Source organism: Streptomyces sp. URMC 123, assembly GCF_051386515.1.
In the GTDB taxonomy this organism is placed as follows: Bacteria; Actinomycetota; Actinomycetes; order Streptomycetales; family Streptomycetaceae; genus Streptomyces.
The window spans coordinates 1-14,865 of record NZ_JBPQTV010000157.1; the positions used below are offsets into that span (position 1 = coordinate 1).

General features: G+C 74.5%; 13 protein-coding genes and 1 riboswitch. Of the genes, 4 read left to right on the top strand and 9 right to left on the bottom strand.

What is annotated here, in order from left to right; genetic code table 11:
• From ACSNOD_RS18810 to ACSNOD_RS18820, 3 genes are all read right to left on the bottom strand, one after another.
• Positions 1-179 (bottom strand): ArsA-related P-loop ATPase (locus tag ACSNOD_RS18810; RefSeq protein ID WP_436768140.1); only part of this gene is annotated, 179 nt, incomplete at its 3' end.
• Between the two features lie 13 nt (positions 180-192).
• The gene (locus tag ACSNOD_RS18815) at positions 193-639 is read right to left on the bottom strand and encodes an SRPBCC family protein (RefSeq protein WP_436768128.1); all 447 of its coding nucleotides are present in this window, start codon (positions 637-639) and stop codon (positions 193-195) included.
• A gap of 80 nt (positions 640-719) precedes the next feature.
• Entirely contained in the window at positions 720-1,481 is a 762-nt protein-coding gene (locus ACSNOD_RS18820; protein ID WP_436768129.1) for a metallophosphoesterase family protein, read from the bottom strand.
• A gap of 322 nt (positions 1,482-1,803) precedes the next feature.
• Here ACSNOD_RS18820 and ACSNOD_RS18825 point away from each other — a divergent pair, with 322 nt between their 5' ends.
• Positions 1,804-3,600: an AMP-dependent synthetase/ligase gene (locus ACSNOD_RS18825; RefSeq protein ID WP_436768130.1), complete on the top strand. Its 1,797-nt coding sequence runs from the start codon at positions 1,804-1,806 to the stop codon at positions 3,598-3,600.
• Between the two features lie 109 nt (positions 3,601-3,709).
• Here the strand turns inward: ACSNOD_RS18825 and ACSNOD_RS18830 are convergent, their stop codons facing one another.
• Positions 3,710-4,852, bottom strand: a complete 1,143-nt coding sequence (locus ACSNOD_RS18830) for a glycosyltransferase family 4 protein (protein ID WP_436768131.1) — start codon at positions 4,850-4,852, stop codon at positions 3,710-3,712.
• 122 nt (positions 4,853-4,974) lie between these two features.
• Here ACSNOD_RS18830 and ACSNOD_RS18835 point away from each other — a divergent pair, with 122 nt between their 5' ends.
• Positions 4,975-6,273 (top strand): glycosyltransferase 87 family protein, encoded by a 1,299-nt coding sequence (locus ACSNOD_RS18835; RefSeq protein ID WP_436768132.1) that lies wholly within the window; start codon positions 4,975-4,977, stop codon positions 6,271-6,273.
• Here the strand turns inward: ACSNOD_RS18835 and ACSNOD_RS18840 are convergent.
• The 4 genes from ACSNOD_RS18840 to ACSNOD_RS18855 form a co-directional block, all read right to left on the bottom strand.
• Positions 6,230-7,462 carry a hypothetical protein gene (locus ACSNOD_RS18840; protein ID WP_436768133.1) on the bottom strand — a complete coding sequence of 411 codons (1,233 nt, stop codon included), beginning with the start codon at positions 7,460-7,462 and terminating at the stop codon, positions 6,230-6,232. The two genes, ACSNOD_RS18835 and ACSNOD_RS18840, sit on opposite strands and share 44 nt — an antisense overlap.
• A 154-nt stretch (positions 7,463-7,616) precedes the next feature.
• The gene (locus tag ACSNOD_RS18845; protein ID WP_436768134.1) at positions 7,617-8,660 is read right to left on the bottom strand and encodes an NlpC/P60 family protein; all 1,044 of its coding nucleotides are present in this window, start codon (positions 8,658-8,660) and stop codon (positions 7,617-7,619) included.
• A gap of 355 nt (positions 8,661-9,015) precedes the next feature.
• Entirely contained in the window at positions 9,016-10,050 is a 1,035-nt protein-coding gene (locus ACSNOD_RS18850) for an NlpC/P60 family protein (RefSeq protein ID WP_436768135.1), read from the bottom strand.
• Between the two features lie 285 nt (positions 10,051-10,335).
• Positions 10,336-11,706: an NYN domain-containing protein gene (locus ACSNOD_RS18855; RefSeq protein ID WP_436768136.1), complete on the bottom strand. Its 1,371-nt coding sequence runs from the start codon at positions 11,704-11,706 to the stop codon at positions 10,336-10,338.
• 225 nt (positions 11,707-11,931) lie between these two features.
• On the opposite strand from ACSNOD_RS18855, the gene ACSNOD_RS18860 reads away from it, so the two are divergent.
• Positions 11,932-12,717, top strand: coding sequence for a rhomboid family intramembrane serine protease (locus tag ACSNOD_RS18860; RefSeq protein ID WP_436768137.1), 786 nt, complete (start codon positions 11,932-11,934; stop codon positions 12,715-12,717).
• Positions 12,714-12,995 (top strand): Lrp/AsnC family transcriptional regulator, encoded by a 282-nt coding sequence (locus tag ACSNOD_RS18865; RefSeq protein ID WP_436768138.1) that lies wholly within the window; start codon positions 12,714-12,716, stop codon positions 12,993-12,995. Before ACSNOD_RS18860 ends, ACSNOD_RS18865 begins: the two co-directional genes overlap by 4 nt.
• Positions 12,996-13,001: 6 nt before the next feature.
• Here ACSNOD_RS18865 and ACSNOD_RS18870 read toward each other — a convergent pair whose 3' ends face one another.
• Positions 13,002-14,426 carry an aminotransferase class V-fold PLP-dependent enzyme gene (locus tag ACSNOD_RS18870; RefSeq protein WP_436768139.1) on the bottom strand — a complete coding sequence of 475 codons (1,425 nt, stop codon included), beginning with the start codon at positions 14,424-14,426 and terminating at the stop codon, positions 13,002-13,004.
• Between the two features lie 199 nt (positions 14,427-14,625).
• Positions 14,626-14,742: riboswitch (SAM riboswitch) on the bottom strand.
• Positions 14,743-14,865 lie beyond the last annotated feature (123 nt).

Below are 14,865 nucleotides of genomic sequence, written 5' to 3' on the forward strand. Positions count from 1 at the left end.
CCGCCCCCGCGCGCGAGAGCCGGCCGCAGCCCCTCCCCCAGCAGCGCCTCGGGGCCCGGCCCCCGGTCGGTGGTGAGCAGCAGGGCACGCCGCCCCGCGCGGGCCGCCGCGAGCGCGGTCGCCGCGGCCACCGTGCTGCGCCCGGCGCCGCCCGCGCCCGTGACCAGGACCGTCCGCACGCTCAAGCCCCGATCAGCCCCGCACGCCGCTCTCGACGCGCTTCTTCAGTCCGGCCAGCGCCCGGTCGATGATGACCTTCTCCGCCTTGCGCTTGATCATGCCGAGCATCGGGATCTTGACGTCGACGGTCAGCTGATACGTCACTTCGGTGTGCTTGCCGCCCGCGGCCGGGGCCAGGGTGTACGAGCCGTCGAGCGCCCGCAGCATCTGGGACTTCACCAGCGACCAGCTCACCACCGTGTCGGTCCAGGTGTAGGCGAGGGTGTGGTCGTCCTTGATGGCGCCCGCGTCGAGCACCAGGCGCACGCGCTGGGCCCGCCCCCGGTCGTCCTTGTCGAGCACCTCGGCCACCTTGACCTCCCCGGTCCACTCCGGGTAGCGGTCGAAGTCGGCGATCACCGCCATGACCTCGGCCGGTGCCGCCTCGATCGTGATGCTCGAGCTGGTGTGTTCCGCCATCGCGGTGGCTCCTCCACTACGGTCCGGTCCGAAAGGATCGCGGCCTGTGCCTGCCGGTGAAGGCTATCGTGCGGCCGCCCTCACCATTCCAGTGCCCAGGGTCTGCCGGTCGACGCGAAGTGCCCGACGTTCACGCACTCGGTGCGGCCGATGCGCATCCGGCGGGCGAGCGGCTGGTGAACATGGCCGAAAAGGGCGTAGCGGGGGCGGGTGCGCCGGATCGCGTCCAGCAGCGCGGAGCTGCCGCGTTCGAACCGCCGGGCCACCGTGTCGTAACAGAGGTCCGGCACGTCGGGCGGGATGTGCGAGCAGAGCACGTCCACCTCCCCCAGCGCCTCGACCTTCGCCGCGTACGTCTCCTCGTCGACCTCGTACGGGGTGCGCATGGGGCTGGGCAGCCCGCCGCCGACGAAGCCGAAGACCCGGCCGCCGATCTCCACGCGCTCACCGTCCAGCACGGTGATGCCGGGGGTGGTGTACTCCGGCCAGAGCGCGGGGATGTCGACGTTTCCGTAGGTGGCGAAGGTGGGGCGGGGGAAGGCGGCGAAGAGCTCCGCGTACTGCTTGCGCACCGCCACCTCGATCGCCGCCCGGCGGTCGACGCCCTGCCACAGCCCGGCGGCGAAGGCGCGGGCCTCGTCGAAGCGGCGGGCCGTGCGCAGTTCGACGAGGCGGTCGGCGTTGGCCTCGCCGAAGAGGTCGGGGAAGATGCCGCGCGAGTGATCGGCGTAGTCGAGGAAGAGGACGAGGTCGCCCAGGCAGACGAGGGCGTCCGCGCCGTCCCCCGCGCGGGCCAGGTCCTGGCTGTTGCCGTGCACATCGCTGACCACATGGACTCGCATGCGCACGACCCTACGTGCCGGGCCGGTGCCGCGGCAGGGGCCCTCCGGGTCCTTGTGCCCGGCCGCGCGGCCGGGTCCGTCGTTACGGCGTTCGGGTGCGGCACCCCTCCCCCACCTGGGGTTACTTCCGAGTCACCGAACGACTGCACTACCCTGCGCGGAGTGGTTTCGCCGCGTGTGACGCAGCGAACATCTGACCCCGACCCCTATCCGGACAGCAGTACTGGTGGGTAACGTCCGGGCCGTCCACATCCCTGTCTGATGGACCGCAGCCGACGCACCACAATGTCGTGGCGCCGGCGCCCGACGAGGAGCAAGTGTCTTGCGCGAGTTCAGCCTACCGGCCCTGTACGAGGTCCCCGCGGACGGCAATCTGACGGATCTGATCCGCCGCAACGCCGCGCTGCATCCGGATGTGGCCGTGGTCGCTCGCAAGCGGGACGGCCGCTGGCAGGACGTCACCGCCGCGGCCTTCCTCGACGAGGTCCGCGCCGCCGCCAAAGGGCTGATCGCCTCCGGTGTCGAGCCGGGCGACCGGATCGCGCTGATCTCGCGCACCCGTTACGAGTGGACCCTGCTGGACTTCGCCATCTGGTACGCGGGCGCGGTGACCGTGCCGGTCTACGAGACCAGCTCCGCCGAGCAGATCCAGTGGATTCTCGGCGACTCCGGCGCGACCGGCGCCCTCGTCGAGAGCGCCGACCACGAGGCGACGGTGGACTCGCTGCGCGACCGGCTGCCCGAGCTGCGCCACATCTGGCAGATCGAGAAGGACGCGGTCGGCCGGCTGCGGGCCGCGGGGGCCGAGGTCACGGACGCGGAGGTGGAGCGGCGCGGCTCGCTGGCGACGGCCGACTCCCCCGCGACGATCGTCTACACCTCGGGCACCACCGGCCGCCCCAAGGGCTGTGTGCTCACGCACCGCAACTTCTTCGCCGAGTGCGGCAACGTGGTGGAGCGGCTGCGGCCGCTGTTCCGCACCGGTGAGTCGTCCGTACTGCTCTTCCTGCCCGCAGCCCACGTGTTCGGTCGGCTGGTCGAGGTCGCCTCCGTGCTCGCGCCGATCCGGCTCGGTCTCGTCGCCGACATCAAGAACCTCACGGACGACCTGGCCACCTTCCGGCCCACCCTCGTGCTCGGCGTCCCGCGCGTCTTCGAGAAGGTCTACAACGGGGCGCGGGCGAAGGCCCAGGCGGACGGCAAGGGCAGGATCTTCGACAAGGCGGCCGACACGGCGATCGCCTACAGCCGGGCGCTGGACACCCCGGGCGGGCCCTCGTTCGGCCTGCGGCTGCTGCACAAGCTGTTCGACCGGCTGGTCTACGGCAAGCTGCGGGCCGCGCTCGGCGGCCGCTGCGAGTACGCCATCTCCGGCGGCGGGCCGCTGGGCGAGCGGCTGGGCCACTTCTACCGCGGCATCGGCTTCCGGGTGCTGGAGGGCTACGGCCTCACGGAGACCTGCGCGGCCAGCGCGTTCAACCCCTGGGACCGGCAGAAGATCGGCACGGTGGGGCAGCCGCTGCCCGGCTCCGTGGTGCGGATCGCCGACGACGGCGAGGTGCTGCTCCACGGCGAGCAGGTGTTCGCCGGCTACTGGAACAACGAGGCCGCGACCGCGGAGGCGCTGGCCGACGGCTGGTTTCACACCGGTGACATCGGCACGCTCGACGAGGAGGGCTACCTCGCCATCACCGGGCGCAAGAAGGAGCTCATCGTCACCGCGGGCGGCAAGAACGTCGCCCCGGCCGTGATCGAGGACCGCATCCGGGCGCACGCGCTGATCGCCGAGTGCATGGTCGTCGGGGACGGCCGGCCGTTCGTCGGCGCGCTGATCACCCTGGACGAGGAGTTCCTGCCGCGCTGGGCGGCGGAGCACGGCAAGCCGGCCGGGTCGACGGTGGCCGATCTGCGCTCCGACCCCGAGCTGCTGGCCGAGGTGCAGCGCGCGGTGGACGACGGCAACGCGGCGGTCTCCAAGGCGGAGTCGGTCCGCAAGTTCCGCATCCTGCCGGCGCAGTTCACGGAGGAGTCGGGGCATGTCACGCCCTCGCTCAAGCTGAAGCGGAACGTCGTGGCGAAGGACTTCGCCGACGAGATCGAGGCGATCTACACCGCGTGACGTGACGCGCGGCCGGGCGGTGCGTGCCGACACCCACCGCCCGCCGGCCCTCGTACGACACCGCCCGCCGGCCTCGTACGACACCGTCCGCCGGCCTCGTACGGATCTCTCAGAGCAGGGCCTCCAGGCGCCGGGCGAGCAGGTCCCAGCGCCAGCGCTCCTCCACCCACGCGCGGCCGCGCTCGCCCATCCGCCGGCGCAGCGCGGGGTCGCCGAGCAGGGCGACGATCCGCTCGGCGGCCGCGTCCGGGGAGCCGCCGGGCACCACCCAGCCGGTCTCGCCGTCGAGCACCGCGTCCGGCGCGCCCCCGGAGTCGCCCGCGACCACCGGCAGCCCGGTGGCCGACGCCTCCAGATAGACGATGCCCAGGCCCTCGACGTCCAGCCCGCCCCGGCGGGTGCGGCACGGCATGGCGAACACGTCGCCGGCGCCGTAGTGGGCCGGCAGTTCCTCCCACGGCACCGGGCCGGTGAAGACCACGGAGCCGCGCACCCCCGTGGCGTCGGCGAGCTTCTCCAGGTCGGCGCGGTAGGGCCCGCCGCCGACGATCAGCAGGACGGCGTCGGGCACGGCCGCGAGGATCTGCGGCATTGACCGGATGAGGGTGTCCTGCCCCTTGCGCCGCACGAGGCGGGAGACGCAGACGACGACCGGCCGCTCGGACAGCCCGAGCCGGGCCCGGACCTCGTCGCCGCCGGAGCCGGGGTGGAAGGTCTTCTCGTCGACCCCGGGGGGCAGGTGCGCCATGCGCGCGGCGGCCTCGGGCGAGAGGGCGGAGGCGATCCGGGAGCGGGTGTACTCGCCCAGATAGGTGATGGTGTCCGTGGCCTCGCCGACGCGGCGCAGCAGCTGCCGGGAGCCGGGCAGCTGGGCCCAGCCGGCCTCGTGGCCATGGGTGGTGGCGACCAGCCGCCGGGCGCCGGCCGCCCGCAGCGCGGGGGCCATCAGCCCGAGCGGTGCCGCCGCGCCGAACCAGACCGAGGTGCAGCCGTGTTCCCGCAGCAGCTCGGTGGCCCGCCGGGTGGCCCGCGGGGTCGGCAGCAGCATGGTGGTGCGGTCGCGCACGACGGTGAACGGCTGCTGGGCGTCGAACCGCGCGGTGGCCTCGACGCCCTCGCGGTCCCGCTTCCAGGTGGAGGCGTAGACGACGACCCGCCCGGGGTCCAGCCGCAGCGCGATGTTGTGCAGAAATGCCTGAATCCCGCCGGGACGGGGCGGGAAGTCGTTGGTCACGATCAGGGTCTTGTCCATCGCCTGCCGACAGTAGCGGGTCCGCGCGGGTCGCCCGCCGACGGCCCGTGCCGTGCGCCATGATGCAGCGACAACGACCCGACATTCGCGGCGCAGCGCACCGCATCAGGACGAGGCGGACCATGACAGAGGGCAGCACCCGGCAGCACGGCGCCGCGCGGTGGGGCGGCGCGGCCGTCCCCCTGGTGGTGTGGGGTGCGACCCGGCTGGTGCTGCTGCTCTGCGTGTTCAAGGTGATCTGGGTGCCCGGCCCGGACGTCACCAGCGACATCTCGGTGATCTACCAGGGCTGGTACGAGGTGCTGAAGACGGGCACCTTTCCGCTCGACGACGTGACCTGGCAGTACCCGCCGGCGGCGGCGCTGCCCGTGCTCGCCCCGGGGCTGCTGCCGTTCCTGGACTACCCGGCCGCCTTCTTCTGTCTCGCCTTCCTGGCCGACGCGGCCGTCCTCGCGGTGCTGCTGAGGATCGGCCGGCGGCCGGGCCGGCGCGCGGCCGGGGCGTGGGTGTGGGTGGCCGGGGTGCCGCTGCTCGGCCCGACCGCGTACGCCCGTTACGACCTGATGGTGACGGCGGTGGCGGTGGCGGCGCTGCTCGTCGCGGGGCGCAGTCCGCGCGCGGCGGGGGCGCTCACCGCGTTCGGCGCGCTGCTGAAGGTGTGGCCCGCGCTGCTGCTGGTGGGCAGCCCGCGGGGGCACCGCACCCGGGACATGTGGAGCACGGCCGTGGTCACCGCCGTGGCGATCGCCCTGCTGTTCGCGGCGGCGATGCCGGGCGCGCTGGCGTTCCTGGTCTTCCAGCGCGACCGGGGCACCGAGATCGAGTCCCTGGGGTCGCTGGTGTTCCATGTGGCCCGGCACTTCGGCTGGCAGGGGCAGGTGCTGCTGAACTACGGCTCGGTGGAGTTCCTCGGGCCGTTCGTGCCGCTGGTGAGCGGCACCGCGCTGATGCTGACCGTGCTGGCCTTCGCCTGGCTGCTGGTGTGGCGGCTGCGCGCCCGCGCGTTCACGCCCAGCACGCCGTACGACGCGGCGTTCGCGGCGGTGCTGCTGTTCACCACCACCAGCCGGGTGATCAGCCCGCAGTACATGGTCTGGCTGGTGGGGCTGGCGGCGGCCTGCATGACGCTGCGCGCGAGCCGCCAGGGGTTGCCCGCGGTGCTCGTGCTCGGCGCGACGGGCATGACGCTGCTGGAGTTCCCCATCTGGTTCTCGCACGTGGTCGCGAGCGACCCGCTCGGCATCGCCCTGCTGTCCGTGCGCAACGGGCTGCTGGTCGCGGCGACGGTGGTCTCGTGCCGGCGGCTGTGGGTGTCCACGGTGCCCTCGCTCCGCGCGGCGCCGGGCCTCGCGGAGCCGGACCCCGGGCGCCCGGGGTTCAGCGCAGACGCCGGTGGGCATACGCGCGCCAGCTCGCCGTGAACTCCTCCTGGCCGGTGCCCAGCACCTGGCGCAGCGCGGCGTCCAGCGGCGCCCGCCCCTCCCCCACCGTCCGGTAGAGCTCGACGAGCCGCTCCGCGCCCCAGCGCTCGGCGATCATCTCGCAGGCCAGCCAGCCGCGTTCGTAGGCCAGCGCCAGCCGCTCGCCGCCGCCGGAGAAGGCGAAGTCGCCGTCGGCGGGCAGCTCCCGCGGCGGCCGGCCGGCGGCGACGGCGCGGGCCAGGGCGGGGGCGTTCTGGTGGGCGGTGCGCCCGGTGCCCCGGTAGCCCACCCAGTCGGCGAACCCCTCGGACAGCCACAGCGGGGTGGCCGGCGAGGTGGCGGAGCGGGTGGCGACATGGGTGGCCTCGTGGGTGAGCACCACCTCGCGGCCCTCCTCGCCCAGGGAGTGGTACGCCTCCGGGTTGACGACGATCCGGTCGGCGGGCGCCGCGCCGGAGCCGCCGACCTCCCCGGTGGTGACGGCCGCTATGTCGCGGTAGCCGGCCGCGGGCGCGCCGAGCAGCTGCCCCATGCCCGCGACGGAGGCGGGCACGAGCAGCACCACGCGGCGGGCCCAGGGGCGGCGCCACGCCCGGTCCACCGCCGGTACGGCCCGGTCGGCGGCGCGGGCCAGGGCGCGCAGGCGCTCGGGGTCCTGCCCCACGCCGAGGACGAGGCCGTGCTCGCCGCGCACGGCGTCGACGGGGCCCTGCTCCCACAGCGGACGGGCGCCGGTGGTGCTGTCGGCCGCGGCGTACCAGCGGCCGTCGCGCTCGGTGAGGGTGAGCCGGCGCGCGGCGGTGACGGGCGCGGTGTCGTGGCCCGCGATGCGGTGGTCGAGGTCGACCTCGACGGCGACACGGCGGCCGCCGCCGGGGACGGGGGCGGGCGGGAAGCCGCCCCGGCGGGTGAGCCGGTAGCGCCACTCGGCGAGCGGCACCTCGCGCAGGTTGTCGAACAGGCGCCTCTGCCGGTCGCGGTAGTCGGTGGCGGCCGGGTCCACGGCGGCGAGGAAGGCGCCCGCGTCGCGGGCGAGGAGGGCGGCGGACCACCGGTCCAGCAGGGTCTGGATGGCGCGGTCCTCGCGGTCGGCGGCGCCGGGGGCGGCCCCGCAGCCGACGAGCGCGGCGAGCAGGGCGACGGCCACCGGGCAGGCCCCCCACCGTGCTGTGCGTCGCTGTCTCGCCACGCGGCACAGCGTACGAGGCGGGGGCGTGCGCCCGCGCACGCGGTTTCGGTCACACCCTCCCGGGGGCGGCGGCCGGGGGCCCGGACCCGTACGGACCGGGCCCGCGCCCGTGACGCCAGGACCCGGCCCCGGCCCGGACCCGTACGGACCGAGCTCAGGGGCGCGTCACCGACGACACCGGCATCATCCCGACCGGGTCGTACCGCACGTTCGCCCCCGGGTACGGCGCGTGCACCACCTGCCCGTTCCCCACGTACATCCCCACATGGCTCGCGTCCGCGCGGTAGATGACGAGGTCCCCGGGCTGCGCCTGGGAGAGCGGCACCTGCCGCCCCGCGTACCGCTGCGCCTGCGAGGTGCGCGGCAGGGCGACGCCGGCCTGCCGGTACGACCACTGGGTGAGCCCCGAGCAGTCGAAGCCGCCGGGGCCGGCCGAGCCCCAGACGTAGGGGCGGCCGACGGCCTGCCGGGCGGCGGCCACGGCCGCGGCGGCGCGGCTGGAGGAGGGCACGGAGCCGGACATGTGCGGGAGCGCGGCGTCGGGGCGCGCGCCCTCGCGGGAGGCGCGGCCGAGCTCCGCGCGCTGTTCGGCGGTGAGCGAGTTGAGCATCCGGCGGGCGGCGCCGAGCTTGCGTTCGACTTCCTTCTTGTGGCGGGCGACCTCGGCCCGGCCGCGTTCGAGCTCGACGAGCTTGTCCCGGGCCTCCGCGCGCTGCTGCTCCAGCCAGCGCTGGGCCTCCTGGAGGGACCGGAGTTCGCCGGCCTGGCGGCTGCTGATGCGGTCGAGGGTGACGGCCTTGTCGAGATAGCCGTCGGGGTCCTCGGAGAGCATCAGGGCGATGGTGGGGTCGACGCCGCCCGAGCGGTACTGCGCGCCCGCGACCGCGCCCAGCGCGCCCCGCATGCGGTTGACCCGCTCCTGGCCGCGGGCGACGCGGTCCTGGAGCCGGTCGGCCGCCGCGCGCAGCCGGTCGGTGCGCTCGTCCGCCGCGTTGTACTTCTCGGTGGCCCGCTCGGCCTGCTCGTAGAGCCGGTCCACCGTCGCCCGTACGGAGGCGGCGGAGTCACCGGGGTCGGCGACCGCGGGCGGCGCGGCCGACAGGGCCGCCGCGGCGGTGGCCGCGGCGGCGGACAGGACGGTGACCCGGGTCGTCGTCCGGTCCTGGCCGGGTTGCGAGGCACGGCGATGGGACGCCAAGGGAAGCGCCACTCCCTTCCGCTGAGGGCAGCCCCCTGCCGCCCGGGGAACGGGCGGACGACGCGCGGACGTGCAGGTGTCCGGGAACTGCGCGGCAGACAGTAGCCGTGCGAGCGCGGAGCGTTCAAAGACCGCGCGCGGCACGTGACGCGACGCCCCGCCGTCAGACGCAGGTCACCGGCGGGGCGGGGCGTCAGCGGAGGACGCCGGGATTCGCCCGAACGGGCGGGGTGTCGGTGTGGCGGATGGGGGTATCGGGTTCCGTCGGGCTCGTCGCCCGGGGAACCGGTCGGAATCGGACACGCGCGGACCGATCCGTGCCCGGCCGATCCGCCGAACGGTCCCCTCCGGGGCGTCAGCCGATCCGGACGCCGAACTGGAACGGCATGTTGTTGATCGATTCGTAGCGCACATTGGTCCCGGTGCGCGGGGCGTGCAGCACCTGGCCGTTGCCCGCGTACAGGCCCACGTGGTGCAGGTCCCCGTAGAAGATCACCAGGTCGCCGGGCTTGAGCTCGTCGCGGCCGATCCGGGTGCCGGCGTTGGCCTGGTCCTGGGAGATCCGCGGCAGCTTGACGCCGACCTGGGCGTAGGCCCAGCCGGTGAAGCCGGAGCAGTCGAAGGAGTTGGGGCCGGTGGCGCCGTAGACGTACGGCGTGCCGATCTTGGTCTTGCCGGCGGCCAGCGCCGCGCCGCCGCGGCCGGAGGCGGGCACCTCCTTGTTGCTCGCGGCCTCCGCCTGCTCCTGGCCGGCCCGGCTGGCGCGCTGCTCCTGCTCCTGGATCTCCTGGCGCTCCTGGGCGGTCAGGGTGTTGAGGAGCTTCTGGGCCTCGGCGAGCTTGCCCTGGACCTCGGACTTCTTCTCGCCGAGCTCCTTGCGGGTGGTCTCCAGGTCGGCGAGCTTGGTGGTGGCCTCGGTGCGCTGCTGGGTGAGCGTGCGCTGCTTGTCGGCGATCTTCCGGAGCGCCTCGACCTGCTTGCCGCTGAGCTGCTGGAGCGTGGAGGCCTTCGCGAGGTACGAGTCCGGGTCGGAGGAGAGCAGCAGCTGGAGGGAGGGGTCGATACCGCCGGAACGATACTGCGCGGTGGCCATGGAACCGAGCCCGCCGCGCAGCTTGTTGAGCTCGTCCTGGCCGCGGGCGACCTTGTCGCGCAGGCCCTCGACCTGCTTCTCCAGCTCGCCCTGCTTCTCCTTGGCGCCGTTGAACTTCTCGGTGGCGACCTCGGCCTCTTCGTAGAGCTTGTCGACCTTCGCCTTGACCTCGCTCTTGGTCGGCTTGGGGTCGGCGTGGGCGGCCTGTGACGTGAGGGCGACGGCGGCCGCCGCGGTCGCGGTGAGCACGGTCACGCGAGCGCGGGTCGGCTGCTTAGGACGACGGTGGGACGCCACGGAGGCGAGCTCCTTATTCCTTCAGCCGCCTACCGGGTCACGAGTGAGGGGTACGAGGCCCCGGCTCCGCGGGACGGTCTCCCCCTGCGACCGGCACGGCGGACTCGGCGGTACCTCCGCCGACACCCCGGATGGGTGATCGACCGCGCGAAGGTGCCCCGACCTTAGTGACCTTCTTGTGATCGGTTCAAATCCTCATGAGAAAAATCTCTGTCATGAAGGGCATAATTTACGATTGTTGGACGGCCAGTGATGATCGACTGACGCTGTGTTCGCTTCGGAACGTCAAATGCGCGAAAGCCGCTTGAGGAGCAGAACGGACGCGACCGGCCGGGCCCCGGCCCGCGCCACCCCGTCGGCCACTTCCCGGTCCGTGGAGACCACGACCACCGGGCGGCCCGGCGGTTCGGCCCGCACCAGGCGGCGGATCAGTTCGTCGGCCGTCTGCCCCGGCTTGCTGAACAGCACCCGCACCCCGCGGGGCGGCGCCAGCAGCACCGGCGCGGCCAACTCGGCCCCGTCGAAGACACAGGTGACCTCCGCGCCGGTCTGGGCGGCCAGCATGGACAGCCCGCCCAGCAGCCGCAGCCGCTGCTTCTCCAGCGGCATCGTGGGATAGCCGGTCTTGGTGACGTTGTAGCCGTCCACCACCAAGTGCGCCTGCGGCAGCGCGAGCAACTGGTCGAGCAGCGCCGGATCGGTCTCCGACAGCGCCCGGCTGGCGATGTCCTTGGGCGTCATCCGGCCCGGCTCCACCGCGTCGACCGTGTCCGCGGGGCGCACCGACGCCGGCGGCAGCGCCAGCTCGCGCCGCAGCCCCTGGGCGGCCTCCAGCACGGTGTCCAGCAGCAGCCGCGCCCGCATGTCCTCGACGCTGCGGCCCTCCCGCACGGCCCGCCGGCTGGCCTCCAGCGCGGCCTCGGTCTCCGACAGCCGGGCCCTGAGCCGGCGCGCCTCGCTGTCGGCCGCCGCCTTCTCGGCCGCGGCGGCGGCCCGCACCGCCTCCAGCTCGGCCACCGCCTTGCGCACGGCGGCCTCGCCGCGCCGGACGTCGCTCAGCGCGCCGCGCAGCTTGCGCTGGAGGGAGTCGGCCTCCTTGCGCGCCGACTCCAGCTCGGCGCGGGCGCGTTCGGCCTCCGCCCGCGCGGCGCCGCGCACCTCGGCCAGCTCCGCCCGCAGCCGCTGCACCTCGCGCGCGGTCTCCTCGTCGGCCCGCTCGGCGCTGGCGCGCTGGGCCTCCTCGCCGGCGGCGGCCACCAGCTTGACCCAGCCGACCGGGCGCAGCACATAGGCCACCGCGGCCACGTCCAGGGGGTCGGCGGCGGCCGGCGGCGCGCCGGCCTCCAGGGCGGCGGCGAGCTCGTGCTGCCGCTCGCGCACCAGCTCGCCGATCCGCTGGCGGAACGCGGGGTGGCTCTCCAGCGCCGCGGCCATGGCGTTGCCGGCGAACTTGGCGCGGCGGGTCGGCGTGAAGCGGGCGTACTGGCGCAGCTGCGGGGGGAGTTCGGCGAGGGTCAGACCGCCGAAGGCGTCCGCGACCAGCGCGACGACCCGTCGCCGCACGCCCTCCGGCAGCGGGTGGTCGAGCACCTCCGCGCTCTCCGCGGCACCGGCGGGCTCGTCGGCCGCGTCATCGCCGCCCGTCCGCTCCACCACGTCTCACTCACCCACTGACTCTCTCGACCGCTCGCTCGCTCCGACCGTCACCGCCGGACCCCCTCACCCCGAGATCCTCGGGCATCCGCCGGTGCGCTGTCGAACTGTGGACGCACCTGCCGTAACCCTACGGCCTGGGAGACAGGGCGCGGAGCGGGCGGCCGGGGCGCGTGTGCCCGGCGAGGCGCCCTGTGCGCGGCGCGCCCGTTACGCCATGATCTGTCCGTGATCCGGAAGGTGCTTCTGCTCGGCTCGGGCGTGGTCCGCGGCACCCGCCCGTCGGTGACCAACACGCTGATCGCGGTCTGCGCCCTGGTCTTCCTGCTGGGCCCGGTGTCCGGGCTGAACCCCGGGTACGGCACGGACGAGGCGCTGCTCGCCGCCCAGGCCGACTACTTCGAGCGCTGGGGCGTGGTCCCCGTGGAGCTGCTGAGCGGCGCCGCGGCGCCGCTGCTCACCCCGTTCACGGCCCTGTTCGTCCATGGCGGCTGGCTGCACCTCCTGGGCAATCTGCTCTTCCTCCACGTCTTCGGCGGCATGGCGGAGGAGCGGCTGGGACGGGCCGGGTTCGCCCTCTTCTACGGGGTCACCGGCTATCTGGCGCTGCTGGGGTACGCCCTCGCCCACGCCGGTTCCGCCCAGACGCTGGTCGGGGCGTCCGGGGCGATCTCGGGGGTGCTGGGGGCCTTTCTCCACTTCTTCCCGAGAGCGCGCGTCACCAGCCTCTTCCCCTTCCTCTTCTTTCTGCCGCTGCGCTTTCCGGCCTGGATGGTGCTGCTCTTCTGGTTCGCCCTCCAGTGGCTGGCCGCCCGCGCCGCCCACGACGGGCCCGGCGTGGCCTACCTCGCCCATCTGGTGGGCTTCTCGCTCGGCTTCCTCTGGGCCTGGGGGCACTCGTGGCTCGGGGGGCGCCGGGGGCGGGAGGCTAGAGTGAGCGGCGCAGCCCGGGTCAGTGAGGGCTGCGGTCCTGCGGGGACGCCCCCCGGACCCCCGGATAGGAGCCAGCCGTGATCACCGCGATCGTGCTCATCAAGACCAGCGTCGACCGGATTCCCGAGATCGCCGAGCGCATCGCGGCGCTCGAGTCGGTGAGCGAGGTCTATTCGGTCACGGGCACCTACGATCTGGTGGCCATGGTCCGGGTGGCCCGGCACGACGATCTGGCGGATGTCATCCCGGGCCGGATCAGCAAGATCCCCGGCGTCGAGGCCACGGACACGCACGTGGCGTTCCGCACCTACTCCCAGCACGACCTGGAGGCCGCGTTCGCCATCGGCCTGGACTCCTGAGGCCGTTCAGTCCTTCACCGGGACGCAGCGGCCGCCCTCGGTGCGGTAGGTCCACCGGGCGCCGTCGCGGACCAACTCCCGCACGGCGCGCAGAAAGCGCTCGATGTGCTCGTCCGGGGTGCCCGCCCCGAAGCTGACGCGCAGCGCGCCGAGCGGCGCCTCCCCCGCGGCGGTCCCGGCCGCCCCGCACTCCCCGGGCTCCTCCGGGCCGCCGCCGAGGAGCGTCCGCACCAGCGGATGGGCGCAGAACAGCCCGTCGCGCACCCCGATCCCGTACTCCGCGGAGAGCGCGGCGGCGAGGTGCGAGCTGTTCCAGCCGTCCACCACGAAGGAGATGACGCCGACGCGCGGGGCGTCGTCGCCGAACAGCGACAGCACCCGCGCCCCGGGCACGGCCGCGAGGCCCTCCCGGACCCGGGTCACGAGCTCCTGTTCGCGGGCGACGAGGCCCTCGAAGCCGGCCTCGGTGAGCGCCGCGCAGGCGGAGGCGATGGCGTACGCGCCGATGACGTTGGGCGAGCCGGCCTCGTGCCGGGCGACGGTGGTGTGCCAGTCGACGGTCACGGCGCCGTCGGCGCCCCGGGTCACCGTGCGGCTGGCGCCGCCGCCCGCGAGGTACGGCTCGGCCTCCCGCAGCCAGTCGGCGCGCCCGGCGAGCACCCCGGAGCCGAAGGGCGCGTACAGCTTGTGCCCGGAGAAGGCGACCCAGTCGACGTCCAGCTCCGCGATGTCCACGGGGTGGTGGGGGGCGAGCTGGGCCGCGTCGAGGACGATCCGCGCGCCATGCGCGTGCGCGACGGCCGCCAACTCCCGTACCGGCCACAGCTCCCCGGTCACATTGGACGCGCCCGTCACACACACCAGGGCGGGGCCCTGGGGGGTCGCGTCGGCGAGCGCGCGCTCCAGGGCGGCCACGGCCTGCCGGTGCGTACGGGGCGCCGGGAGGTGGGTGACGTGGCAGTCCCGCCGCCGCTGCCAGGGCAGCAGCGCGGCGTGGTGCTCGGTCTCGAAGACGTGCACCCGGGTGCCGGCCGGGAGGGCGGCGGCCAGCAGGTTGAGGGAGTCGGTGGTGGAGCGGGTGAAGACCACCTGGTCGTCCTCGCGGCAGCCGAGGAACGCGGCGACGGTGGCGCGGCTGGTCTCGAACAGCTCGGTGGACAGCTGGGAGAGGTGACCGGCTCCCCGGTGCACGCTGCCGTAATACGGCGCGTAGGCAGCCACGTCGTCCCAGACGCGGCGCAGGGCGGGGGCGCTCGCCGCGTAGTCGAGGGCGGCGTAGGCGACCTCGCCCCCGGTCACGAGCGGGACGCGGACGTCCGCCCCCAGGACGGGGAGCGGGGCGCGGCCGGGCCCGGCGGCGGGAGAGCCGGCGGCAGCGGCGGTGGTGGCCGGAGAGCTGACGGCGGGGGCGGCGACGGTGGTGACGGACATGGCGAACTCCGGTGCGGTGCGGGCGACTTCGCCGCGTCGGGGCGGATGACCGCCGCCGGTGCGAGGTCGCCGATGGGCGTGCGATGGCGTACGGAGTACGGGCCTGCCCGGGGGCGCGTCCCCCCGGGCACGCCCTAGCGCATTCGCTGCGTCACGGAAAGGTTCTCCCTCGAGGACCAGGACCCCTGGAGTGGCGAGGGGTCCGCGCTTGCCGCAGACCTCGCTGCCTGCGACCTGGTCATCACCCGGGGCACCCCGCCACGGACGGAGGGTTGCCGGACAGCGGGCCGGGGCCTGTTCGCTGTCGCTCGTGACCTGGGAGCAGTATGCCAAACGATCGCCGGGGCGCAACGGGTTCGTCCGCATCCCGGACGCGGGGCCCGGGGCGCGGCGCGGCCCCTCACGGGCGCGGGGGGGGGGGGGGGGGGGGGGGGGGGGG